Annotated in this window: 20 protein-coding genes; 2 read left to right on the top strand and 18 right to left on the bottom strand. The window is 39.8% G+C overall.

Annotated elements, in window-relative coordinates; genetic code table 11:
* From larA to ACTTKV_RS03260, 3 genes are all read right to left on the bottom strand, one after another.
* The coding region (larA, locus tag ACTTKV_RS03270; RefSeq protein WP_442549219.1) for a nickel-dependent lactate racemase at nt 1–985 on the bottom strand (985 nt) is incomplete at its 3' end.
* Between the two features lie 129 nt (nt 986–1,114).
* Complete coding sequence (waaF, locus tag ACTTKV_RS03265) at nt 1,115–2,059, bottom strand: lipopolysaccharide heptosyltransferase II (RefSeq protein ID WP_442549218.1); 945 nt, start codon at nt 2,057–2,059, stop codon at nt 1,115–1,117.
* Nucleotides 2,056–3,099, bottom strand: coding sequence for a glycosyltransferase family 4 protein (locus ACTTKV_RS03260; protein WP_442549217.1), 1,044 nt, complete (start codon nt 3,097–3,099; stop codon nt 2,056–2,058). Before ACTTKV_RS03260 ends, waaF begins: the two co-directional genes overlap by 4 nt.
* A gap of 119 nt (nt 3,100–3,218) precedes the next feature.
* Here ACTTKV_RS03260 and polA point away from each other — a divergent pair, with 119 nt between their 5' ends.
* Nucleotides 3,219–5,855, top strand: a complete 2,637-nt coding sequence (gene polA, locus ACTTKV_RS03255) for a DNA polymerase I (RefSeq protein WP_442549216.1) — start codon at nt 3,219–3,221, stop codon at nt 5,853–5,855.
* A gap of 507 nt (nt 5,856–6,362) precedes the next feature.
* On the opposite strand, the gene ACTTKV_RS03250 is transcribed toward polA, so the two are convergent.
* The 12 genes from ACTTKV_RS03250 to ileS form a co-directional block, all read right to left on the bottom strand.
* Nucleotides 6,363–8,189, bottom strand: coding sequence for an EAL domain-containing protein (locus ACTTKV_RS03250; protein ID WP_442549215.1), 1,827 nt, complete (start codon nt 8,187–8,189; stop codon nt 6,363–6,365).
* 162 nt (nt 8,190–8,351) lie between these two features.
* Nucleotides 8,352–10,556: an endonuclease MutS2 gene (locus ACTTKV_RS03245; protein ID WP_442549214.1), complete on the bottom strand. Its 2,205-nt coding sequence runs from the start codon at nt 10,554–10,556 to the stop codon at nt 8,352–8,354.
* Nucleotides 10,553–10,897 (bottom strand): hypothetical protein, encoded by a 345-nt coding sequence (locus ACTTKV_RS03240; RefSeq protein ID WP_103592941.1) that lies wholly within the window; start codon nt 10,895–10,897, stop codon nt 10,553–10,555. Before ACTTKV_RS03240 ends, ACTTKV_RS03245 begins: the two co-directional genes overlap by 4 nt.
* Nucleotides 10,891–11,208, bottom strand: coding sequence for a hypothetical protein (locus ACTTKV_RS03235; RefSeq protein WP_442549213.1), 318 nt, complete (start codon nt 11,206–11,208; stop codon nt 10,891–10,893). The genes ACTTKV_RS03240 and ACTTKV_RS03235 overlap by 7 nt, the downstream gene beginning before the upstream one ends.
* Entirely contained in the window at nt 11,208–12,515 is a 1,308-nt protein-coding gene (murC, locus tag ACTTKV_RS03230) for a UDP-N-acetylmuramate--L-alanine ligase (RefSeq protein WP_442549221.1), read from the bottom strand. The genes ACTTKV_RS03235 and murC overlap by 1 nt, the downstream gene beginning before the upstream one ends.
* Nucleotides 12,516–12,602: 87 nt before the next feature.
* Nucleotides 12,603–12,956 carry an MmcQ/YjbR family DNA-binding protein gene (locus ACTTKV_RS03225; RefSeq protein WP_442549212.1) on the bottom strand — a complete coding sequence of 118 codons (354 nt, stop codon included), beginning with the start codon at nt 12,954–12,956 and terminating at the stop codon, nt 12,603–12,605.
* A 74-nt stretch (nt 12,957–13,030) separates the two neighbouring features.
* Nucleotides 13,031–13,825: a carbon-nitrogen hydrolase family protein gene (locus tag ACTTKV_RS03220; RefSeq protein ID WP_429800624.1), complete on the bottom strand. Its 795-nt coding sequence runs from the start codon at nt 13,823–13,825 to the stop codon at nt 13,031–13,033.
* Nucleotides 13,818–14,009: an exodeoxyribonuclease VII small subunit gene (xseB, locus tag ACTTKV_RS03215; protein WP_004317712.1), complete on the bottom strand. Its 192-nt coding sequence runs from the start codon at nt 14,007–14,009 to the stop codon at nt 13,818–13,820. Before xseB ends, ACTTKV_RS03220 begins: the two co-directional genes overlap by 8 nt.
* Nucleotides 14,010–14,012: 3 nt before the next feature.
* A complete protein-coding gene (gene metX, locus ACTTKV_RS03210; RefSeq protein ID WP_442549211.1) occupies nt 14,013–15,119 on the bottom strand; it encodes a homoserine O-acetyltransferase MetX in 1,107 nt (368 codons plus the stop codon).
* A complete protein-coding gene (gene guaB / locus ACTTKV_RS03205) occupies nt 15,119–16,567 on the bottom strand; it encodes an IMP dehydrogenase (protein WP_442549210.1) in 1,449 nt (482 codons plus the stop codon). Before guaB ends, metX begins: the two co-directional genes overlap by 1 nt.
* Nucleotides 16,568–16,571: 4 nt before the next feature.
* Nucleotides 16,572–17,930, bottom strand: coding sequence for an Asp-tRNA(Asn)/Glu-tRNA(Gln) amidotransferase subunit GatA (gatA, locus tag ACTTKV_RS03200; RefSeq protein ID WP_442549209.1), 1,359 nt, complete (start codon nt 17,928–17,930; stop codon nt 16,572–16,574).
* A gap of 99 nt (nt 17,931–18,029) precedes the next feature.
* Nucleotides 18,030–20,786 (bottom strand): isoleucine--tRNA ligase, encoded by a 2,757-nt coding sequence (gene ileS, locus ACTTKV_RS03195; protein WP_442549208.1) that lies wholly within the window; start codon nt 20,784–20,786, stop codon nt 18,030–18,032.
* A 95-nt stretch (nt 20,787–20,881) separates the two neighbouring features.
* On the opposite strand from ileS, the gene ACTTKV_RS03190 reads away from it, so the two are divergent.
* On the top strand, nt 20,882–21,976 hold the full coding sequence (locus ACTTKV_RS03190; protein WP_442549207.1) for a CinA family protein: 1,095 nt from the start codon (nt 20,882–20,884) through the stop codon (nt 21,974–21,976).
* 218 nt (nt 21,977–22,194) lie between these two features.
* On the opposite strand, the gene ACTTKV_RS03185 is transcribed toward ACTTKV_RS03190, so the two are convergent.
* The 3 genes from ACTTKV_RS03185 to ACTTKV_RS03175 are packed head-to-tail and all read right to left on the bottom strand — an operon-like array spanning nt 22,195 to nt 25,357.
* On the bottom strand, nt 22,195–24,423 hold the full coding sequence (locus tag ACTTKV_RS03185) for a hypothetical protein (RefSeq protein WP_442549206.1): 2,229 nt from the start codon (nt 24,421–24,423) through the stop codon (nt 22,195–22,197).
* Nucleotides 24,420–24,938: a LolA family protein gene (locus tag ACTTKV_RS03180; RefSeq protein WP_442549205.1), complete on the bottom strand. Its 519-nt coding sequence runs from the start codon at nt 24,936–24,938 to the stop codon at nt 24,420–24,422. The genes ACTTKV_RS03185 and ACTTKV_RS03180 overlap by 4 nt, the downstream gene beginning before the upstream one ends.
* The gene (locus ACTTKV_RS03175) at nt 24,935–25,357 is read right to left on the bottom strand and encodes an acyl-CoA thioesterase (RefSeq protein WP_442549204.1); all 423 of its coding nucleotides are present in this window, start codon (nt 25,355–25,357) and stop codon (nt 24,935–24,937) included. The genes ACTTKV_RS03180 and ACTTKV_RS03175 overlap by 4 nt, the downstream gene beginning before the upstream one ends.
* Nucleotide 25,358 lies beyond the last annotated feature (1 nt).

Genomic DNA, 25,358 nt, shown 5'->3' with positions numbered 1-25,358 from the left:
CCATCAGATCAAAAAACGGCTTTGGACCGATGCCCGTGCGGCACTTTGCGACCATGATTAAAATTCCGTCCTGAGCGAGCGCTAGTTTGCCGTTATCTAGGGCTTTTTGCGCCTGATAGAGATCGACGTCCATCGGATATGGCGCGACCGAGATCACGATGTCGGCCTTGCGCGGGATATTTACGCAAAAGACCTCGTCTGCTTTTTTCACGCAGTCGTAAAAGCTGTCGTTTAGGTGTCCGGCACTCGCGTAATACACGCCGTGCTCGCTATCAAGCACCGTTTGGATCGAAAAAACGTCGATGTGCGCGAGAACTTTCATCGCGTCGATCATATCCTCGTGTACTGGGTTGCCCTCTAGGCGCAGCGCCTGAGCAGCGGAGCTTAGGGCGAGCTTGTGATTTTGCGTGATGCTCTCATAAGACGCCGTGCCAGGCAAAAAGGCCTTTCTGCCGCCGGTGTAGCCCGCGAAATAGTGCGGCTCGACCGAGCCGATGACGATTACTTTTTTGGCTTCTGCTACGATTTTGTTTAGATACATCTGCGTGCCGTTTTTGCTCTCGCCTAAAAATACCATCTCGTCGTGCTTGGAGTCGTGATCGTGAACTTCGTTTTTGGCGCTGATTTCAGCATAAATTTCTTTGCCAAAGATCATCTCGTACTCATCGAGCGTGCCCTCTCTATGGCAGCCGGTGGCGATGATGAAAATTTTATTTTTCTCGCGGATTTTTGGGTAAATTTGCTTTAAAACTTTTGCCGTCGGCGTAGGTCTCGTGCCGTCATTTACGATGATGACGATCTTTTCATCGCCCGCTATAAACTCGTCAAAGCTTTTTTGATTTATCGGATTTGCCAGAGCCTTTGCGATGAGCGCCGTTTCGTCAAATTTAGCCACGGGGTTTGGATCGAAAACACCGAGCAAATTTTTCTCGTTTATCTCTAATTTTAGGTGATCGTCTTTGCCGTATGCGATATGGATTTGCATATTTACTCCTTAAAATTAACTATTAGTTTTTTACTTTTAGGATTTTATCTCAATTTTTCTTTTAAATATATTTAGAAGAGTTGCATCTTTTGTCATATTTTTCGTATTTATCGTTCTTTTTGTATAAAGTCAAAATTCTAATTTTTTTCTTAGCAGCTCTATTTCAGTGATGACCATTTTTGGCGTAAGCTCCTTCATGCAGGCATGTGTTTTTATAGGACACACTCGCTTCATGCATGGCATACACTCTAAATTTAAATGCACTATCTTTGCACTTTCATCTTGCCATGGGCTAGTCTCTTTAAATTTAGTAGGTCCAAAAAGAGCCACAAGTGGCACTTTATAGGCAGCTGCAATATGCATAGGTCCGCTATCATTTGTCAAAAAGATACCATTTTTTATAGAGCCTATGACCTCGCAAAGCTCTTTTATACTCGTTTTTCCAGCTAAATTTTCACATTTCATACCATTTTGTAAGAGTATTTGCTCGATTTCATTACAAATTTCAAGCTCCGCTTTTGAGCCAGTGATCTTTACATCAAATTCATCTTTAAAATGAAGTGCAACCTCTGCAAAATAGTGTGGATACCACCTTTTGGCACTTCCGTAGCTAGCACCTGGATTTAGCACGAGGAGCTTTTGCTCGCTTTTTTGGGCCTCATAATAAATTTTTAGATCGTTTGAAATTTCTTTTAAATTTAGGCTTTGCTGTACAAATTTTAGATATTTTTGCACCTGATGCAAGCTCTCGCTACTCTTTTTAAAGCAAAATTTTTGCGTTGCTTTTAGAAAAAATAGCAAAAATTTACTAGCAAATGAGCTTCTAAAACTAATAGCGATATCAAATTTTCCAAGCTTTCTAGCTGTTTTTATAAGGCTTAAATATCTTGAGTTTTGCTTTTTACTATCATCAATTACTACTTTTTCGCACTTTGGATGTGATTTATAAAGCTCGCAGGCCACATAAGAGCCAAAAAATACAATATTTTTAGTATTTTTACTTAAATTTTCTATCGCTGCGCTCGCCATCACAGCATCTCCAAGCCAAGTTGGAAGCTCTATAAACACTCTCACTTTTGCTCCAAATTTAGCACTTCGTTTATGATTTCAAGAGTTTTGCTTGCATTTTCTTCTATACTAAATTTTTGTGAAAGTAAAAATGACTTCTCTTGCAGCTCTCTCATCATCTCATTATCATTAAGCACCTGCTCCACTAGCTCCAGTATACTTTCATCATTTGGTTCACGCATGACAAAACGATTTTCTAAAATTTCAGATGCCCCATTTTGAGCGGTTGTAAATACAATATTTTTAAAACTAAGTGCCTCTAAGACGACATTTGAAAATGGCTCATAGTGCGTTGGAAATATAAAAATATCACTTGCTTCATAAAATTTTGCAGTCATTTTTTGCTCACCTGTAAAAAATGCCTTTATCTTTAGCTTTTTTGCTAGCTTCTTATATGAATTTAAATTTTTATCTTTGCCTACTATTAGTGCATTTACTGGCGTTTTTAACTTTGAGACAAGAAGCAAAAAGTCCTTTGCTCCTTTTCTTTTAAAGCCATTTCCGACAAAAAGCACAATTGGTAAATTGTAATCGAGTCCAAATTCTTCGCATACGCTAAGTTTTGCTTCGCCCTTTTCCACTTTTTGCGGTAAATTTATACCGTTGTAAATGGTAACTATTTTTGACTCATCGATACCGTAAGCTGAAATGATTTGCTCTCTTATGTAGTTTGAATTTGCGATTATCTTTTTAGAATTTTTAAAGCAGCGTTTTTCTAAATATGGATAGACAAAATTTAGAGGATTAACCCACCAAAATGGCTTTGTGGCACGATAAATTTTATGCACTCCGTCCCCTGCTCTGTAAATATCTGCACAGCTTACTCGCTCCAAGCTAAAATATACCTCATCGCTTTGTTTCTGGCGTTTTACCTGTGCGTTAAATCTCAAAGCCTTTTTCCATGATGAGATCCTAGCCTCTCCTAGATATGAGCGTATAGATGTGTCTATACCTACGTCTTTTAGGGCTTTAGTAAGCCTTCTTAAATAGCGTTCGGCACCACCGACTGCGTTTGGATTGATACGTAAAAAAACTATTTTTTTCATGACCTCAAAGCTTTTTATTTTTGTGATTTTTTATTTGTAATGTCCGCCATAATATCAAAAATTTTTATAAATCAGCCTATTTTTTGCCTAAATTTCATAAAATTACACAAAGGATAAAAATGAAAACACTTACGATTATTGACACTTTTGGTTTCTTTTTTAGGCTCTACTACGCCATGAGCGGACTTAAAAACAGAGATGGCAAACCAAGCGGAATGATTAGTGGCTTTGCAAATTTTATAGCTAGCCTTAAGGATGAGTATCAAAGCGACTACCTTATCTTCGCACTTGACAGCAAAGGTAAGACCTTGCGTCACGAAATTTTAGGTGATTACAAAGCAAACAGAAACGAGCCGCCAGCTCAGCTAAAAGAGCAGCTTCCAGTTTGCATAGATATGATAGAAAAAATGGGACTTTACAGCCTTAGCCGCGAGGGCTACGAGGCCGATGACATCATCGCAAGTGCAGTTAAATTTTGCAAAGACAAAGATATATTTGTACGTATCGTCACGCACGACAAGGATCTCTACCAGCTCATAGAAGACGGTAAAGTAAGCATCTACAGCCCTCAAAGTAAGATCGATCACGACAGTGCTAGCTGCTTTGAAAAATACGGCGTCTATCCGGCTCAAGTAAGGGATTTCTTAGCGATCGCAGGCGATAGCTCGGACAACATCCCAGGTGTCAAAGGCATCGGCGCAGTTGGGGCCAAGAAGCTTTTGGCTGAGTATGGAAGCTTAGAGGGAATTTATGAAAATTTAGCCCTTCTTAGAAACGAGCGCACCAAAAATATGCTTGCCGCTGCAAAAGACGAAGCATTTTTGAGCAAAAAGCTAGCCACGCTATTTGACGATGCAGTTAGTTCATTTGACCTTGAGCACTCGAAATTTCCAGAGCAAAATCCTTTGATAAATATCTCAGAAATTTTAAAAGAGTACGATCTAAATAGGCTTCTTAAGAGCTTGCAAAAAGAAGAAAGTATCGAGTTTAAACTAGGCTTTAGGGCAAATTTACTACTTGATGAAGCAAATATTGAAAAGCTACTTGCTGACATCACGCCAGAGACCATCGTCGCATTTGACACCGAGACCACAGGTGTTGATAGCAAGAGTGCAAAGATCGTTGGATTTAGCTTTTGCTTTAACGATGAGGACGCCTACTACGTGCCGATAGCTCACAACTACCTTGGTGTGCCGCAGCAAATTAGCCTAAAATTTGCCACTTGGGCGATAGGTCAAATTTACAAAGGTTGCGTGATTGGACAAAATTTGAAGTACGACTTTGAGATAGTTAAAAATAACCTCGGTCTAAACCCGCCTGCAAATTTCAAAGATACAATGATCCTTGCGTGGCTTAGCGATCCAAACTCGAGCGTTGGCATGGACGCGCTGGCAAAGAGGCTTTATGATTATGACACCATAAAATTTGAAGACATGGTCAAAAAGGGGCAAACTTTTGGCGATGTGCCGCTAGAAAATGCTGCTAAATACGCGAGCGAGGACGCTTGGATAACGCTTAAATTTTATAAAACTTTTCAAAACACGCTTGATAAAAATTTACTAGCCCTTGCAGATACACATGAGTTTCCTTTTATCCTCACGCTCTTTGACATGGAGCAAAACGGCATCAAGATAAATGAAGCCAAAATGCAAAAACTTATCCTTGAAAACGACACCAAGCTAAAGGCTTTGACAAGCGAAATTTACGAGCTAAGCGGCGAAAATTTCAACATAAACTCAGTCAAGCAGCTTGGCGTCATACTTTTTGAGCATTTAAAGCTTCCAACCAAAAAGAAAACAAAAACAGGATATAGTACTGATGAAAGCGTGCTAGCAGAGCTCATAGACTCTCATCCAGTGGTGGAGAAAATTTTAGCCTACAGGGAGCTATATAAACTGCAAAGTACCTACTGCGAGCCGCTTTTAGCACTTGCGAAAAAGGATGAGGGCTCACGAATTTACACGAGCTTTTTGCAAACTGGCACAAGTACTGGCAGGCTTTCAAGTAAAAATCCAAATTTGCAAAATATCCCAGCTCGTGGCAACCTTGCAAAGGATGTCAGAGAGTGCTTTGAGGCGCGCGAGGGGTATAGCTTTGTGGGGCTTGACTACAGCCAGATCGAGCTTAGACTGTTAGCTCACTTTAGTCAAGATCCTGCGCTTCTTGAGGCGTTTAAAAATGACGAGGATATCCACGCAAGGACGGCTATTAGCATATTTGGCAGTAGTGATGGGCAAAATAGAGCCGTGGCGAAGAGCATAAATTTTGGCCTTATTTACGGCATGGGCTCAAGCAAGCTAGCAAATCAAGTAAATATCACAAGATCCGAAGCAAAAGAGTATATAGAGCGCTATTTTAAGGCGTTTGAGACGATCAAAGAGTTTTTAGAGGGGATAAAAACTTCAGCTAAAAACGAAGGCTTTGTGCAGACGCTACTTGGCAGAAGGCGATATTTTGACTTTAAAAGTGCGACTCCTATGCAAATAGCGATGTTTGAGCGCGAGGCGGTAAATACGGTCTTTCAAGGCTCTGCGGCAGATCTTGTCAAGATGGCAATGGTAAAAGTCAGGGCAAATTTAGATGAAAATGCAAAAATGCTGTTGCAGATACATGACGAGCTAATTTTTGAGGTAAAAGATGAATTTGCACAGGAATTTGGCAGAGCGACACAAAAGACGATGGAAGAAATTTACACGCTAAATGTGCCACTTAAAACATCGCTAAATATCGCTAAAAACTGGGGCGATTTGAAGTGAATTTCAATCAAGTTAGAGAAAATTTTTAGTGGATATTTTGTTTTAAGGTAGCGAAATTTACGTATATTAGGCTTTAAAATTTTATATAAGATCTTTAAAAATTTCGTAGAGTTTATTTGTCTTATCAACGCTAACTCGCTAGTTTTTGGCGTGTATATGGTCGCTTATGACACTAAATTCGGCAAAGTTTCTGTATTGCTAGTGCCACCTTTTGTGTTTAAAATAGGCGGATCACTGGTGATTTTAGTGACCGAAGTCACTAAATTTTTCATGATTTTGCTATCTTGTTTGTCAGAAATTTCTTTGAGCTTTTCTTTAAACTAAGTGAATACCATGCTCGTCTTTTCCATAAACATTAGAAAGTGTTCAATTTTTATGTTTTTTCTATAAATTTTGCTTCAAAGTTGGGTAAAAATTTAGCTACAAACCCCAAATTTACAGCACCATTGGGTATGATGGATCAAAAATTTAAAAGCTTTTTAAAAAGCTAGCCACCAATAAAATACCTTATATATTGGCACGTTCTGGTGCGCCGAAATAAAAGCCCTGAAACTCATCTATGCCGATCTCTTTACAAATTTCAAATATCTCTTTTGAGTGTACATATTCGGCAATAGTTTTTATACCAAGATCTTTTGCAAATGCCACAATTGCACTAGCGATTGAGTGTGAGTCTTTGTTAATATCTATATCTTTTATGATAGAGCCATCGATCTTTACATAGTCAGGCTTGATCTTTATAATGTAAGAAAAATTTGAATATCCTGAGCCAAAATCATCAATGGCAATTTTTGCGCCCATGCTTTTCACACGTTCGATAAAATTTGAAACTCTCTCTAAATTTTTAAGCTCTTCATCTTCAACGATCTCAAACACAACCCTGCCAGCGACATTATGTTTATTTAATAAATTTAAAACAAGCGAACTAACATCACCATCGATCATGTCTCTACTGCTTAGATTTATGGAAAGCACTAAATTTGGATCTTCTGAAAGCTGCTTAAAACACTTCTTAATAAGCTGTTTCTCAAGATCAGCATAACGCTTAATGCGTTTTGAAATATCCAAAAAAGCATTTGGCGATATGACTTCACCTCTATCCAAAATTCTTATCAAGCATTCATATTTTACAGGTATCTTTTGATCATTAACTATCGGCTGAAAATAAGGAACTATATTGTTATTTATAGTAGCGTATTGTATGAGTTTAGAGCGTTCTATTTGAGTCGCATATTCATCTTTTTGGTTTAACCCTTTGAAATAACAAACATAGTCTTTGTCTAGCTCTTTTGCTGTTTTTAATGCTATTGTTGCTTTTCTTAGAGTTTGGTCGCTATCAAGAGCAAAGCCTATCGTATTATGTATCTCGATGCCTTCTAGCTCCCTACCGTCTTCATCGACTATGCTTAGCATACGGCCTTTAAAAATTTCTATCAAATCTTCAACCATATCCTCGTATCTATCGATAAAACTATCACTATCTTCCACTAGAGCAAACCTATCTGCTTCTATGCAGTAAGCTTTCATATTTTCTTTTTTAGCAAATTCACTAATCAAATCAGCCATCTTGACTAAGATCTGATCACACGCAAATTTGCCGTAAAAGTCATTCATCTTACCAAAATCATCAATATCTATAAGCACTACTTTAGGATTTTTATAGCTATTAACGTCTCGTATTAATGCTGATTTGTTAAAAAGTCCAGTCATTGGATCTATATAAAGCTTTTCTCCAAGCTCAACTATCTGTTTTGTAGTATCTGCTTTTAATGCATCATAATTATTTTTTTCTTTTATATATTTAACTGCATACCATATACAAGTAGCTAGAGCGATCATTATGCCAGTAAAACTTAATATAAAACTCAAGGCCATATTTTTTAAAAGCCAATCAAAAAAGTACTCATCATGCATACCAGTGATGCGCTGATCCAGCTTTCCTTTAAAGCCTAATATATACTCTCCAACCGGCACAAACATACAAACTTGAGCAGCATTTTCTGGTAGAATTTTTGCCCAAAAATAATCTTTTTGAAAATTATGAGTAAAAATATTTCCACAGCTTTTGTCGTTAAATTCTTGATTTATTATTCTTTTATCTGAAGAGGCTACAACTTTATATCCATTTTTATTGTCGTTTTTTAACAAAAGGATATCGCCCATGGCGCTATCATTGATATAAGATTGAAAATTTGAGATGTCATATTTGCTGACATTTTTGAAATAATCAACATATTGATGCGTTAGGTAGTCAACTTTTTTTCGAAGGTTAAAATTATTTTCAGAAGAAGCGTTATTAAATTTAAAATAAAAAACCGTTAGGTTTTCGATCAAAAAAATACTCCCCAAAACAAACACCAAAACAATAATTGTCTTAGTGATATTCAAGTGCTTACTTGCCAATTCGTCCTTGTTACTCAAAAGTTACTTCCCTTGTTTTGTGTAATTGCACTGATTATATCAACCTTAAAATAAATTTTAACTTTTGGAAAAAAGTTAAAGCCTGACTATTTTAGCGCCGTATCCACCTTGATTTGCCGGTGCGTCAAAAAACTCTTTCACACTTGGATGCTCTTTTAAGAAATTTTTGACAGCAAAGGCAAGTTTGCCAGTGCCAATGCCGTGAAATACACTAACCTCATCAAATCCCATAACAAGACTATCTGAGATAAATTTATCAAGCTTTGCTATCGCCTCGTCAGCTCTCATGCCGTGTAGATCAATTGAGAGTGAGGCCGACTTTGGCTTATCAACATTTAAGCTTACGCTACTTTTTTTAGGTAGAGCCACTTCGTTGCCATTTTTTCTTAAAAGCTCTAGTGGCACACGTAAATTTATGCCATTTGATTCGATCGTTGCATCATTTTTTGAGATACTTAAAACCGTACCTTTGATATTTTCATACTTCACTCTATCGCCTACTTTTAGGCTCTCACGCTCAGTTTTCTTAGGCTTAACGATAGCAGCTTTTTTCTCATTTGCCACATTTAGCGCCCTTTGTTTATCTTTTATGTCTTTGAAATTTATAACCGCTTTTGCAGCGTTTATCGCTTCAAAATACTCTTTTTCCAGGCGCGAAATAGTCGCATTTAGCTTGATCTCATTTTTTTCTTTTAGCTCTTTTTGCTCCTCAAGCAAACGCTCCAGCCTCTCCTCTTTTGCCGTGACCTCTTTTATGCCTTCATCAAGCTTGGTTTGTAAATTTAGTGTCTTTGTGATGATCTCGTTTAAATTTTCTTTATCTTCGCCGTAAATTTTCTTAGCTTGTGCTACTAAATTTTGAGAGATTCCATATCTGGCTGCCGTTTCAAAGGCATAAGACTTGCCGATCGTACCTTTTAAAAACTCAAATTTTGGCCTTTGCGCAGCCTCATCGTAAAGTGCAGCCACTAGCTCAACTTCTGGGTTTTTAGCTAGCAACATCGCAAGGCGCTTGTGGTGGGTTGTGATGATCATTTTGATATCTTGGGTAATGAGTCGCTCTATCATGATACCATACAAGCTCGCAGCCTCCTCAAAATCGGTGCCAAGCTCGATCTCATCAATGCCTATGATGATTGACTTTTTAGTAAAAAGCTTTGCAAAGTGCACCATTCTGCCAGCAAAGGTCGAGATGTCATTTTTCACACTTTGCGGATCTTCGATGATCGCATCAAATTCTTTAAAAGAGCCGATCGTTGAGCGGTTTGCGTCGATACGCATTGGCAGCAGATACTTTGCAAGCAGCGTAGCTGAGATGATTGATTTTAAAAGCATTGACTTTCCGCCAGCATTTACGCCGGTTATCAAAAGTACCTTTTTGCTAAAGTCCACGCTCACACTTTTTGGATTTTTAAGTGCTGGATGGGCAAATTTCTCAAGCTTTATGACATGCGAGCTATTTGGTAAAACAAACTCATAATCACGTGACCTAGCCAAATTTACGCGTGCTTGATACGCGTCAAACTGATCAAATGCGTTATTTATAAATTTCAAAAAGAGCAGGCTCTTGTTCATCTGCAGGCTAAATTTCTTGCAGTGCTCAAAAACGATCTCCTCTTTTCTATCAAGCAGCTCGCTTTGCTCCTTTTTGAGGCGCTCGGTGCTTGCAGGAGCTACATAGAAGTAGCCGCCTGAGCTTCTAGCGATCACAGTGCCTTTTAGGGCGTGATTAAAGCCGCCACGCACCAAAAGTGCCTCTTGCGAGTTGATATAGTGCGTCTGGGTATCAACTAGATATGGTGTAATATGCTTTGAGTAAATAAGCTTTTTAAGCTCGGCATCTATCTGGCGCTTTTTCTCACTAAACGCCTGCTTTATCGCGTGAAATCTCTCGTCCACGCTGTCACTAAACTCGCCGTTTTCATCAAAGCTGTTTGCCAAAGTGCTCATCGCCTCAGGAATTTCTACCTTTGCGATCCACTCGCCAAGCCTGCCTTCAAATTTTTGCTTTTTTAGATATGAAAAATACTGAATGATCTTTGCAAACTCGTAGATTTCACTGATGTGAAGCACCGCTTGCTTGCTAAGTCTAATTAACGCATCATCTAGGTTTTTTATCTCGTCAGGTGCCTTGAAGTCATACTTTGAAAGCTCGTTTATGTTTTCAAAGTGAATTTTGCTGTCGCCTTGTAAAAATAGCGGTTTTTGCCTTGCTAAAAAGGAGTGAAATTTATCCAAATACTCGTTTAGATCGAGCTTTGCAAATATATCTTGAGTCATTGTTCGCAACTCTTTATAGGCACAATCACGCCTGAAAATTCGTTAAATTCTCGTTTTGGCAAAAATGATGCCGTGCCAAATTCGTAGTTAAATTTTTTATTGCTCACATTATAGTCGCCACATTTTAGAGTTTTGCCCTGTTTAAAATCACTAACTAACTTTGAAATAGCATCTTCATTTCTTGACAAATTGCTCTCATAAATATAACCACAAACAAGCACTGCGAGCAAAATAGCACTAACAATAGCCTTTGTTTTTTTGTTTATCTTTTCATCTTTTATCGCCCAGATCGCTCCAAAAAGCAGCATCACACCGGCGATTATTATCAAATTTCTTACCATTTTATGCCTTTATATTTTGCGATTAGCTCTTTATAAATTTCTGGATGTGGCTTGATCTTTTCTAAAATTTCTGCCATAACCTCACTGATATCTTGTTTTTCAACTAGCAAGCAAACAGCCATATACGAGGCATTTGGCAACATATCTTTTATCTGAGCACTACTTAGTTTTTGCTCCCTTGCAAGCGCGATCAAGATATCTTTTTTACCTAAATTTATAAGGCTTGAAATTTCATCACCACTTAGCTCTTTTTCTTTTATCTCTTTTAAAATTTCATTTTCATCTTGGTGCTTGAAGCTACTTAGATCCATTAGTAGCCGCCTCTTAGCTGCACGCTGATATCGCCCGCTCCAAAACCAACTACGATGCCGTCACTTAGGCGGTTTTTCACGCCAAATTCATCTGTAAATTCGATGCCGTCCTCGACTCGCTCGACCTTATCTGTAAAGATCGGGTTATACTCGCTAAATTCGCTCTTCATATCAACCTCGATCGGATTTTCACCGGCTGCATAAACTGGCAAGATAACAAGCTCATCAACACCTTTAAAACACTCTTTAAAGCCAGCTAAATTTGCGCTAAGCCTTGTGTAGCGGTGCGGCTGAAATATTGCTGTGACGCTGTTTATGCCTAAAATTTTGGCGTATTCAAAGACAGATTTTAGAGTCGCTTTTATCTCGGTTGGATGGTGCGCGTAGTCGTCTATTAGGACGAAATTTTTGTTTGCACAAAGTATGTCAAAACGCTTTTTTATGCCTTTAAAATTTAGTAAATTTTCTCTGATATCTTTTAGCGGCGTCTCGTGCATCGCAGCAAGAATGGCCAAAGAGGCATCTATAGCGATGTGCTCGCCCATACCAAAGGCTTCAAATTTGCCTAAATTTTTAAGATTAAAACTGGTGTATGGTTGATAGTCTCTTACAACCATCGTAAGCTCGGTGATATCAGTGTTTGGAAAGAGTCTAATAGCATCAAGCTTAAGCGTGCTTAAAAACTCATCCTCAGCGTTTATCACTCTAACCTTTGCGCGCTCCAAAAAGCCCTTGTAGGCTGCGTAAAATTTAGCTAGATCGTAGTCGTAGTGTTCCATGTGCTCTGGTTCTGCGTTTGTGACGATGGCTAGATATGGGTTTGAGTTTAGAAAGCTTGAGTCGCTCTCATCAGCCTCAAATACGACGTTGTCGCTTTTGGCGTAGCGCATATTTGAGCCAAACTGCTTTGAGATGGCGCCGATGATGACTGAGCCTTCGATTAGGCTTGCTAACATCGCAGAGGTCGTACTCTTACCGTGTGCACCAGCTACTGCAAAAACGCACTTATCCTCAAGCACATAAGGTAAAATTTCCTTTCTAGAAAAGCACTTTATGCCCTTATTTCTGGCCTCCACTAGCTCGATATTATCCTCTTTTATCGCGGCCGAGTAGACCACAAAGTCTTGGTCTTTTATCGCCTCTTTACAGTGTGGCGTGATGACCTTGATGCCCTCATTTTGAAGCTCTAACGTCGTCTTGCTCTCTTTGATGTCGCTACCGCTTATCTTGTGGCCTTTTTCGTGTAAAAATCTAGCGATGGCTGAGATACCTATGCCGCCGATGCCTATGAAATGGACTTTTTTGATCTCATTGTTTAGCTCTTGCAAATTTTATCCTTAAATTTTTTCGTGATTTTAACAAAAACTACTAAATTTAAGGCTGAAAAATGGCTTTTATTTGCTTAGCTCAAAGCTTTCATCTATCAGGTCAAAAACGGTTTTTTGTGAGATTTTGGAGTCTAAATTTACACTTATCCAGTGCTTTTTATTCATGTGATAGGCTTTAAAAATTTGCTGCTCATCAACTAGTACCATCGCTAGATCTGGATGGCATTTTAAATTTAAAACATCTATCATCTCGTCATTTTGTAACCCAAGCTTGCTAGCGCTTATCTGCATAAGTAGCGCGAACCACTTCTCATTTTTCTTGTGACGAAAGGCGCTAAATTTTGGATATTTTGGGAAAATTTGCTCGCCTAAAACGTCAAATTTCTCTTTTATATATCTCTCAACGTCACTTCGTTTCAAAATTCACTCCAAAATTCCTTTAAAGAGCGCTCACTCTTGCTAAGCTCACTTTCCTATCCAGTTACGGCCTTCTTTTATCTTTTAAATTTAGCCTCTATATGCATAAAGCCCCAAGTGCTTCTAGCCTCGCTAAGCTCCTTTTTGCTAAGCTCATCTATCATCATCTCTTCATTTTTACCAAGTCTATTTTTAACTTCGCCAAACGGATTAATAAGCATCGAATCGCCGTAAAAGCTCCACTGCGTATCATCACTTTTATGGCTTCCTACGCGGTTTACGCGGAGCACATAGACGTTGTTTGTAAAGGCTCTAACCTTTAAAAGCTCCTCCCAGCGCGCCTGAGAAAAAAATGTACAAGCCGTTGGCACGAGCACGATATCGACCTTTTTAGCGCTCATATAGGCCCAGCAAATGTCAAAGTGCGCCTCATAGCCAAACATAACGCCTACTTTAAATTTATCATATGTAAAGATAGGTAAATTTAGCTCATCGCTTGTGTTATTAAAGAATTTAGCCTCATTCCAGTGAGCGTAAGGCATGAGAATTTGCTGATCATATAGCTTGACTTGTGTTGAGGTAAATTTGGCTAGACTTTTAAAAATTTCCTTGCCTTTTAGATTTACAATGGGTGCAACGATATTTAGATCATACTTTTTTGCCATTGCAAAAAGAGCCTCTTTTTTGCGCTCGCTTTGCTCTTTTATAAGGCTTTTTGGCATACTAATGAGCTCTTTAAAAAAGCTATTTAGCACATATTCACCAAGCACAACAAGTCTTGCATTTTCGTCAGCACAAATTTTTAGATAATAATCAAGCCTTGCCTCGCTTAGCGGCTGAGTTGGTAGCTGAAGAGCACAAATTCTACTCATCGTCCACCTGCTTTATGCTAAGTTTTGCATTTTCTAAAATTTCTCTTGCTTCATTTAAGAGCTTTTTGCCCTGCTCGTGCAGCTTTATGCTATTTTCTAGGCTTACATCATCTTTATTTAGGTCGTTTAAAATTTTATCTGCTAGGGCTAATTTTTCTTCAAAGCTTTGCTCTTTTTGCTCCATTTTCTATCCTTTTAATATATTTTTTATATATCCATCAAATTTTTCTATCTCGACCAAAAATGCGTCGTGGCCGTAGTTGCTATCTATCTCTATGAAATTTGTCTTTGCGCCTCTGCCCATCTCGCAAAGTGCGTCGTAAATTTCTCTCATGCAGCTTGGCGGAAAGAGCAGATCGCCTTTAAAAGCGACTAGATGCAAATTTGCCTTAATCGGCGCAAGGGCGTCTTTTAGGTTGTCATAGTGCCTTGTGCAGTCAAAGATGTTCATCATTTTTACGATATATAGGTAGCTTAGCGGATCAAACCTCTTTGGGAAGTTGTAGCCGTTGTACTCCATGTAGCGGTCCACCTGAAAGCGCCCAGAAAGCTCGTAAAGACCGTCAGTTTCTACGTAGTTTCGTCCAAATTTCTCATCCATGCTATCAGGGCTTAAAAAGCTGATGTGCCCTGCCATCCTACCATAAGCCATACCCTTTAGCCCATTTTTTCTTATAAATTCCACGTCGTATTCGCCATTTTTGAAATTTTCATCGTTTAAAATGGCTTCGATGGCTATTTTATTAAACGCTATCGCCCATGGCTTGGTCTGATAGGTACTTGCTAGCATTATGATATCCTGCGCAAATTCTGGAAACTCGATAGCATAGCAAAGTGCCTGCATACCGCCAAGACTGCCGCCGATCACAGCTCTTGCTTTTGTAATACCAAGCTCGCTAAATAGCCTCATTTGCGCCTTTACCACATCGCTTATGGCAAGGACAGGGAAATTTAACCTATACTCTTTGCCACTACTTCTATCCACGCTTAGCGGCGAAGTCGAGCCAAAGCACGATCCCAGGATATTTACACAGATAACGTAAAATTTATCCGTATCAACCGCCTTTTTGCTGCCTATTAGCCCGTCCCACCAGCCAGCTTTCTCATCATCTGCGTAGGTGCCAGCTGCGTGGTGCGAGCCAGTTAGGGCGTGGCAAATGACTATAACGTTGCTTTTATCAGCATTTAACGTGCCGTAAGTCTCATAAATAAGCTTAAAATTTGATAGCATACGGCCACTCTCAAGATAGAGTGGCTCGTTAAATTTAATAGTTCTAGTTTGCAGATTTAACACTAATTGACTTTGTAGTTTGGTGCCTCGTGAGTGATAACTACGTCGTGGACGTGGCTCTCTTTTAGTCCAGCGCTTGTTATCTCGACAAATTCAGCTTTTTCTTGAAGAGTTGGGATATCTTTTGCACCGACATAACCCATCGCGCTTCTTAGGCCGCCTATTAGCTGGTGTATCACATCTTTTATGCTGCCAGCAAATGGCACACGACCCTCGATGCCTTCAGGTACAAGCTTGTCTTGAGCAGTGCCCTCTTGGAAGTAGCGGTCCGAGCTACCCTTTGTCATAGCGCCTATCGAGCCCATGCCGCGGTAGACTTTGTACTGGCGACCTTGGAATGTGATTAGCTCGCCTGGACTCTCTTCGCAGCCTGCTAGCAAGCTACCTGCCATGACGCATGCTGCACCTGCCGCAAGGGCTTTTGCCACGTCGCCTGAGTATTTTAAACCGCCATCTGCGATAACTGGGATGCCGTATTTTGCTGCTTCGCTTGCACATTCATCAATCGCAGAAATTTGTGGTACACCAACACCCGCAACGATCCTTGTAGTACAAATAGATCCTGGTCCGATGCCTACTTTTATGCCGTCAGCTCCGGCTTCTGCTAGGTCTTTTACAGCTGCTGGATTTGCGATATTGCCAGCTACGACGTCAACTTTAAAATTTGCCTTTACCTCTTTTAAAGTGTCGATGATACCCTTTGAGTGGCCGTGAGCCGAGTCGATGACAATGACGTCTACACCAGCATCAACAAGTGCTTTAGCGCGGTCAATCTGACCCACACCAATAGCCGCTGCCACGCGAAGTCTGCCGTAGCTATCTTTGTTTGCATTTGGATACTCTTTGCGTTTTTTTAGATCTTTTATGGTGATAAGCCCATCAAGTCTGCCATCTTTATCGACGATAGGCAGCTTCTCAACTCTGTTTTGAGAGAAAATTTTCTCCGCATCATCAAGTGTGCAACCTTTTGGTGCAGTGATGAGTGGTGCTTTTGTCATACGGTCTTTTACTAAAGTGCTCATATTTGTTTCAAATCTAAGATCGCGATTTGTCAAAATTCCTATCAGCTTGCGGTCTTTGTCGATGACTGGAACGCCTGAAATATGAAGATCAGCCATAAGACTTAGAGCTTCGGCCACAGTCGCTTCTGGATGTATGAAGATAGGATCTATGATGACACCGCTTTCGCTTTTTTTAACACGCTTGACCTCTTTTGCTTGGCTTTCGATGTCCATATTTTTATGTATTACGCCGATACCGCCAAGCCTTGCCATCATAATAGCAGTTCTGTGCTCAGTCACCGTATCCATCGCAGCAGAGACCACTGGGATATTTAGAGTGACGTTTTTGCTGATCCTGCTTGCAACATTTACTTGCTTTGGTAAGATCTCAGAGTACTGAGGCACAAGAAGCACATCCTCAAATGTTAAAGCTCTCTTTACTATCTTCATATTTTTATCCTTTTATTAAATTTTCTAGGCTCTTGGCACCATTTATCAAGGTCTGTTCATCCCATGCTTTAGCGATTAGCTGAGCGCTTATGTTTAGATTTAGATCATCTTTGCCAACTGGTACAGAGATAGCTGGAAGGCCTGCTAAATTTACGCTGATAGTGTAAATATCGCTTAGATATGCTTGTAGTGGATCACTGTGGGCTCCAAATTTATAGGCTGTACTCGGAGCCACTGGCATAAATATAAGGTCGTTTTCTTCTAAAATTCTCTCGTATTGAGCTTTTATATGTGCTCTTGCTTTTTGCGCTTTGATGTAATAAGCATCGTAATATCCGCTACTTAATACAAACGTACCAAGTAAAATTCTTCTTTTTACCTCTTCACCAAAACCCTCAGAGCGTGAGTTTATATATAGCTCTTTTAAATTTTTAGCATCTGCGCGTCTGCCGTATCTTACGCCATCGTAGCGGCTTAAATTTGCGCTTGCCTCTGCAGTTGCTATTATGTAGTAGGTTGCGACGTCATATTTTGAGTCTTCAAAATTTGTATAAGTTACGCTGTGACCGTGTGATTTTAGCTTTTCAATGGCTAAATTTAAAGCGACTTTTGTCTGTTCACTTGCATTTTCGACGTAGTTTTTAACAACGCAAATTTTTAGCTTCTTCTCGCTATCTATCTTGTCACTAATGCTAGCAAAAGGTACATCTGCACTCGTGCTATCTTTTTCGTCGTGTCCTGCGATGATGTCATATAAAATGGCAGCATCTTCTACATTTTGAGTGATCGGCCCTATCTGATCAAGGCTGCTTGAATATGCGCCAAGGCCATATCTACTCACTCTGCCGTAGGTTGGTTTAAAGCCTACACATCCGCAAAATGCCGCTGGCTGGCGGATCGAGCCACCAGTATCGCTACCAAGTGCAGCTACTGCAAGACCAGCTGCGACTGCTGCTGCTGAGCCACCGCTACTGCCGCCTGGGACATGAGCGTGATTTAGTGGGTTTAGTGTTTTGCCGTAAAATGAGCTTTCAGTCGTGCTTCCCATCGCAAATTCGTCCATATTTGTGCGGCCAAATGGAGCTAAATTTTTACCAAGTAGCTTTTCGATGACAGTTGCGTTATAAGGTGCTACGTAGCCTTGTAAAATTTTTGAGGCACTTGTTACGTTCCAGCCTTTTACTTGGATGTTGTCTTTTATAGCGATAGGCACGCCCTCGCCTAGTTTTGCGATCTCTAAATTTGCTAGCTGCTCGACATAGGCACCAAGTTCTTTTTCTTTTATGATCTTCGCCTCAAGCTCGGCTCTTAAATTTTTTATCTCTTCAGCTGAAAATTTTAAAGCTTCTTTTAAAGTTACCACTATTTTTATCCTTTAAATTTATTAACCAAAAATATGCCAAACAAGCTAACAACGACCACTACAGCGATCGTTGCTACTATGATACTTACGCTTACTGGCTCACTTAGCACTTATGACCTCTTCGCATCTTGGGCAAAGTGCGTCTTCTTTGCTAGCGTTAAATTTCCAGCATCTTGGGCATTTATGAAGCTCGCTTGCCATGATCTTAAATTTATCACCCTCAAGCTCAAACTCTACCAAAGGCTCGCTGTCGTCATAGGCCCTGACCGAGCTTACCATGTAAAGATCGGCTACTTCACGCTCGTCGTAGCTTGTGATGTTGTGATTTGTAGTCTCCAAGCTTAGCTCTAGAGTTGATTTTATCTTCTTCTCTTTTTTAAGAACGTCTACGATCTCGTTAAATTTCTCCCTGCAGGCAAAAAGCAGCTCATCTTCAAAGCTAAAGTCAAACTTGATCGGCTCATAGACTAAGTCAAATGCGTCTTTTGTCTCGCCTTTGATGATCTTTGGAGCATAGTCCATCACCTCATCAACGGTGTAAGTAAGCGTTGGAGCGATGAGTGGAAGTAGTGTCTTTGTGATGATCGCCATTGCGCTTTGGGCTGATCTTCTTCTTGGGGCGTCTTTTGCGTCGCAGTAGAGTCTATCTTTGCAAACGTCAAGATATACGCCGCTAAGATCGGCTGATAGAAAATTTAAAAGGATGTTAAAACCCTTTGAAAAGTCGTAATTTCTAAAGCAAGCACTCGCCTCGTCAAAGACTTTTTTAGCACGCACTAATATCCATTTATCAAGGATATTAAACTCTGTATTTAGGCTCTCAAGGTCATTTACGTTTGCTAGCAAGAAGCGTATAGTGTTGCGAATTTTGCGGTATTGTTCGCTGATTTGTTTTAAGATATCTTCACTTATTTTTAGGTCGCTTGAATAATCACTCATGCCAACCCAAAGGCGTAAAATTTCCACGCCATGAGTCTTAGCCACATCTTGTGGAGCGATGACATTGCCCTTGCTCTTACTCATCTTCTCACCCTTAGCATCGACTGTAAAGCCATGAGTTAATATGCTCTCATAAGGTGCGTGAGAATTTACGGCTGTGCTTACTAAAAGCGAGCTTTGAAACCAGCCGCGGTGCTGGTCTGAGCCCTCTAGATACATGCTTGAAGGGTATTTGCCAGCGTCGTAGTTGTCGCTTTGCAAGACCGCATGCCAAGTCGAGCCGCTATCAAACCAAACGTCAAGGATATCCATCACTTTTTCTAAATTTTCAGCTTTGTATTTTGAGCCTTTTGGCAAGAGCTCATCAATACTTAGTGCCCACCACGCATCAGCGCCTTTTTCTTTAAAGATGCCTGCGATGTGGTCTAAAATTTCACTATCAAATATAACTTCTTTTGTCGCTTTATCTCTGAAAAACGCGATCGGCACGCCCCAGTCACGCTGACGAGAGATACACCAATCTGGGCGATTTTCTATCATCGAGCCTATTCTTTTTATGCCCACGCTTGGGTAAAATTTAACCTTTTCAAGCTCCGCACGTGCTGTTTGTCTAAGCGTCTTGCCACCTAGTTTTGGCTCGTCCATAGCGATGAACCACTGCTTTGTAGCTCTGTAAATAACAGGCTTGTGCGTTCTCCAGCAGAATGGATAAGAGTGTCTAAATTTAGAAACGCTAAGTAGATTTTTGCCAAGTAGCTCTAAAATTTTCTCATTTGCTTTAAAGATGTGCATACCGACAAACTCGTCTACCACGTCACTTCTAAATAGTCCGTGATGTTTCAAGCTCTCATCGTAGCAACCACCATCATCAACTGGCATCAAAATTTCGCTAAAGCCATATTTCAAACATACGTAGTAGTCGTCCTCGCCGTGTCCTGGCGCTGTGTGAACAAGTCCAGTACCGCCGTCCATCATTACGTGATCGCCTAGTAAAAATTGCGACTTTCTGCCGTTTAGTGGATTGAGCGCGTGAGTGTTTTCAAGCAGACTTGCTTTAAACTCTTTTTTGACCTCGCCCTTGCTTAGGCCGCTTTGCACGATACTCTCAAGTAGAGGCTTTGCAAAGATCAAATTTTCAGCTGTTAGGACGTAAATTTCATCTGGATTTAGGCTTATGGCTTGATTTGCTGGAAGTGTCCAAGGCGTGGTCGTCCAGATGACAGCGCTCGCCTCTTTTACGCCAAGTTTTTCTAGTGCGTCGTTATCAAGCTCAAAGGCTACGTAAATAGAGTAGTCCTCTTTTTCCTCGTACTCGACCTCAGCTTCAGCTAGTGCTGATCTAGCTGCCCAGCTCCAATAAACTGGCTTGCTTCGCTCTACCAAAAGGCCCTTTTTAGCGATCTCGCAAAGTGCCTTGTAGATGTCAGCCTCAAACTCAAATTTCATCGTCATGTATGGATTTTCAAAGTCGCCGATGATGCCAAGGCTCTTAAACTCATCGCGCTGAATATCTATAAATTCTCTCGCATGTTGCCTGCAAAGCTCTCTTATCTCAACCTTGCTAAGCTCTTTTTTCTTATCGCCAAGCTTCACTTCGACTTGTTGTTCTATCGGCAAGCCGTGGCAGTCCCAGCCTGGCACGTAGCGAACGTTTTCGCCGTAAAAATAGTGTGTCTTTGTGATAATGTCTTTTAAAATTTTATTTAACGCATGTCCGATGTGTAGGTGTCCGTTTGCATACGGAGGGCCGTCGTGGATGTTAAAATTTTTAGCCACATTTTGGCGGTTTTTCTTCATTTTTTCGTAAACCTTGCGGTCTTCGTACCATGATTTTAGTCTTTGTGGTTCATTTTGTGGAAGATTTCCGCGCATTGGGAAATTTGTCTCTGGGAGTAAAAGTGTCTCTTTGTAGTCCATTTTTTACCTTGATTTTAAAATTTGCTAATTTTACACCTGTGCTGGTTAAATCACACTGAAAAATAGTATAATGAGGCAAAAAAAGGAGCTTAAAAATGAGACAAAGTATCTTGATAATAGGCGAAGATCTTGAGATAAATAGAGAATTTCTAAACTACATTTTTCAAAGTTACGAGGATCATTTTGGTGAGCTTGGAGTGGTAAGTTTTGCTCCAAAAAATAGCAAAGAGCTACCTTTTATCATCGAAAATTTATCAAAAGATTACGACTTTGTAAGTATTTTTGGCTCGGATGAAAATTTTGCCATCGCTGCAAAGATTATAGCCACTCTAACTGGAGGCTCACTCGAGCTAAAAGATAGCACGACACTTGCACTTAAAGATAGCTTAGACTACTCAAAAAATAGCTTTTTAGTCAAGCTAAATAACGCTCAAATAAATCTCATAAAAGCTAATCCAAATGAAGAACTCGGCGAGTTTTTAATTGATCTTAAGCCCGATTTTAGCTACTTTCATCTAATAGACATCGACGTAGATAGCGCGAGGATCCTTATGCTGCCACTTGCTAAAACTTACGAGGTCGATATAACCCTTGCGCAGATCCTACCAAATTTGATACTAATCAAAGCAAAAAGTAATAAATTTGGCCAGATCGAGAGCTTTTTACAAGGGGTAAAAACGCTATTTTCACAAAAATTTATCCCACAAAAAGATGTGATTGCCTTCGTGGCAAACAAACTTATGCAAAAAGGGTTAAAAATTTCATTTGCCGAGTCTTGCACGGCTGGGCTTGCAGCAGCGAAATTTGCAAGGTATGGTGGCGTCTCAGCTAGTTTTGATGGCTCACTAGTGACCTATGCAAACCACATAAAGCACGAGTGGCTGGGCGTTGAGGATGAAATTTTAGATACCTATGGCGCCGTGAGTGAACCCTGCGTAAAAGCGATGGTAAAAGGCACGCTAAGCAATACAAATGCGGACTTTGTACTTGCTATTAGCGGTATAGCTGGACCTGGTGGTGGAACGGATAGTAAGCCAGTTGGCACGGTCTACGTCGCAGCTGGCGATAAAAACGGCAACACCGAGATTGAGAGGCTTCTTTTAAAAGGAGATCGCAACTACATAAGAGAGCAAAGCGTGCTAAGCGCCTATTTATGCCTATTTCGCCTAAAAAGTGAGATATTTTTTTGATAATTTTTTACTTTGTCAAATAGCTGGCAAAGTAAAATACAGCTATACAAAATCAATAGCCAGCTCATCATAGCTCTACTAAAAATATAGGACAAAAAATACAACTTCGTTTTACTCAAAAAATCCAAAATAAGATTGCAGGCAACAACAAAATTAACCGTAGCAAAACAATAGATACTACACAAAGCCAAAAATGCTTAGGCTTTACAAATTTAAAGCTAAATTTTTATCGTTTTACAAGATAAAACGCTAGCACATACCCCATATATCAGCACGCAAAGGCTAACACTTAGTCCAAAGACGCTAAGGGCAGCCGTGGAGCTAAAAGAGAGAGTAAAAAACGAGATAAAACTCGTGAGAAATGCGCAAAATATCCCATAAATTCGCTCTTTTTCGCTAAGGCTCTCATTTAGTGCAAATATCATGTAATCAATCCCCACAGCGCTTGCAAGGATGAGCCCAAAGACACCAAAAATGCTTAAATTTACACCAAAAATGGCAAAGATAAAAAGTGTAAGAAGTACGCCAAAGATGATGACACCCATGACAAGCGCCGAGACAAGTGCACTAAAATAAAACCATAGTAGTAAAAACGCGACCACAAGCGCTGTCATTTTTAGCTTTAGAGCAAGCTCTTTTGCCCGAGTTAGACTCTCATTTAGCGAGTCAGCAAAATTTAGGCTAAAAGCATTGTTGTGAGCTAGCACCTCATCGCTTGCCGAGCCTTTTACAAAGCCGCTCACATAGGCTACGATCAAATTTTCATCAAGGGCAAATTTTTTAAAATCCTTCATTGATTTTAGAGCCAAAATTTCACTCACGCCAAGCTCTTTTTGGCTTAAAACCTTTAAAATTTCACTTCGTATCTCATCTTTGCTGAAGCCAAATTTCTCATAAATCACATAAATTTGCTCATCATCAAGCGCCTTTTTAAAGGCCTCTTTTAGCTGCCGCTGCTCGCTTTTACTTAAAAATATATCGCTTAGTGAGCTCTCATCTTTTATCAAATTTCTCTTTTTTAGCTCGTCTAAAAGTCTCTTTTCATAGCCCAAAATGTCACCACTAGATCTTGTCACGATCATAGTATTTTGGTTGTTACCAGTTAAGCTTAATATATAAGAAGAGTCCGCTAGCAGGCTCTTTGGCATATTTGAGTAGTCTTTTACGTTTTCGGTTTTTGATAAATTTTTAAGGTCAAATCCAAGAAAAATAGCTAGTAAAACAAGAGAAATAGCTAGAAATTTAGCCCCCAAATGCCTTGCGACCAAGTCTGAGAGCTCGCAAAATTTAGTTAAAAAGGCATCAAATACCTTTGATCTATAAAATTTAACCCCTTCAAAAACCAAAGGCATGAAAAAGTAGCTAGCCAAAAACGCAGCAACGAGCGCAAATGCCGAAAAGAGCGCCACTTCTTTAAGTAGCCTAAGATCAGAAAATGTAAAAACTAGATAGCCACTAAGCGTGATAAGAAGGCCTAGCAAGAAAATTTTTAGCATATTTTTTATGCTGCTAGCTCTAATAGCTTCGCCCTCGTTTTTGCTAAGCCAGTGCAAGACATAGTCAAACATAAGTCCAATGAGGCTCGTGCTTATTAAAATAGTAAGGATGTTTAGCTCGCCAAGGCAGAGTAAAGTGCCTGCAAATGCCACGCTAAAGCCAAATGCAGCGATAAATATCACATAAAAAATGCGTAAATTTCTAAAAGCAAGCATCAAAAATATAGCAGTGAGGCTAAGCGAGACCGCGCTCATATAAAGGCTCTCGCTCTCGTTTTTTTGCTTTGAAAATGCCTGATAGAGAGCACTTGAGTGCACAAAAAGCTCGTTTTGCCCTATTTTTAGCGCATTTAGCTCGTTATAAAAATTTATTAGCCCCTCACTAGAAGCGCCACTTTTTAGCTCGCCTTTTAGCAAGAAAAAGCTCTTTTCTCCGTCCTTTACCTCGAGCATGAGCTCAGCTAAATTTAAGCTCACATTGCCATTTTTTACACTAAAACCACTGCTTAGTGAGAAAAAATCATCTTTTATCTTTAAAAGCCTAAAGCTAAAACTGTTAAAAATTTCCTCTGCTCGCTTTTTAAAAAAGGTGTTTTTATCGTTTTTTAAAAGCTCCAGATCAGCCCTACTTAAAAGTGCGATCTTTGAGCGGTTTATATCACTTTTTATATCATTTAAATTTATATCTAGTTTCGCCTCAAAGCTCTTAAAAAGCGAGCTTTTGAGAGCTAAATTTTGCACATTTTTGGCCAGCTCTTTAGAATTTACCAGTACTAAAAAATTTGACGCCATCTCATCTTGCACCTCTTTTAGCACCTTTGCCTCTTTGGCGTCTTTGAAATTTATTAGTGAAAAGATATCTGTTTGGACGTTTTTTAGGCTCGCAAGCGAATATCCAAGCGAGGCTAAAAAGACAAAGATAAAAGCCAAGATCGTGGCTAGTTTTTTCATTTTATACTAAACTCGTTTATCGTTTTATCGCCGCTTACCTCGTCAAGCTCGATCTTTTTTACCGCCTCATCGCCGCTTATCTTTATGGATTTAAAAATTTGCTTAAAGAGTAAATTTTTAGGACTTAGCTCTATGCTCCACTCCTTTAGGCTACCGCCTGTTTTTATATCAAATTCTTTCCTAAGCTCGCTCTCATCGAGGCTGATAATGGCAAGAAAGAGCTTTTCATCAAAATTTGCTGTCGTCTTTTCAAGCTTACCATTTTCGTTTTTAAAAATGCCATCTTTGTTTATAAAAACCTTTGAGACGACGGGCTCTAGAGCATCCCAGTAAAGACCGCCATTTTCTAGTCTAAACTCGCCCGAGCTTTTTATGTTTTTGTTAAAGCCAACCAGGCTCTTTGTTTGCGTGAAATTTCCGCTTACGCCATCAGTTTTTACCATATTTTTAAGCTCAGCTAGCTCATAGCCAAAGCAAGATATAAAAATGGCTAAAAAAAGAGCTATTTTTCTCATATTTTCTCCTTTTTATTATAAGCTTCGATCGCCTTTTTTAGGGCTTCAGGCATCTCAAAGTAAGTTTGCAAGCTCTTCATGTCGATGACTGCTTGGGCTGTATTTGCCTCGCTTAGTTTTTCGCCCTTTTCATTTTCTATAAGGTAGTGAAATTTCAAAAATGTTTCGCACTCGCTAAGCGTCGTCGTGACCTTTATAACGTCGTTAAAAAAGGCTGGGCGGACGTACTTTACGTCAAGCTTTACGATAGGAAATGCGTAACCATCTTTTTTCATAGCGATGTAGTTGTACCCTAGCTTGTCAAGTAGCTCGCATCGCGCCATTTCTAGGTACTTGACGTAGTTGCCATGCCACATCACCTCCATGCTATCAACGTCAAAAAACGCCACTTTAAATGTGCTAACGTGTGAAATTTCCACT

The sequence above is a fragment of the Campylobacter sp. genome, assembly GCF_052169515.1.
Lineage (GTDB): Bacteria > Campylobacterota > Campylobacteria > Campylobacterales > Campylobacteraceae > Campylobacter_A.
Note: the sequence above shows the minus strand (reverse complement) of the source record. Positions and strands in the feature narration are given on the sequence as shown.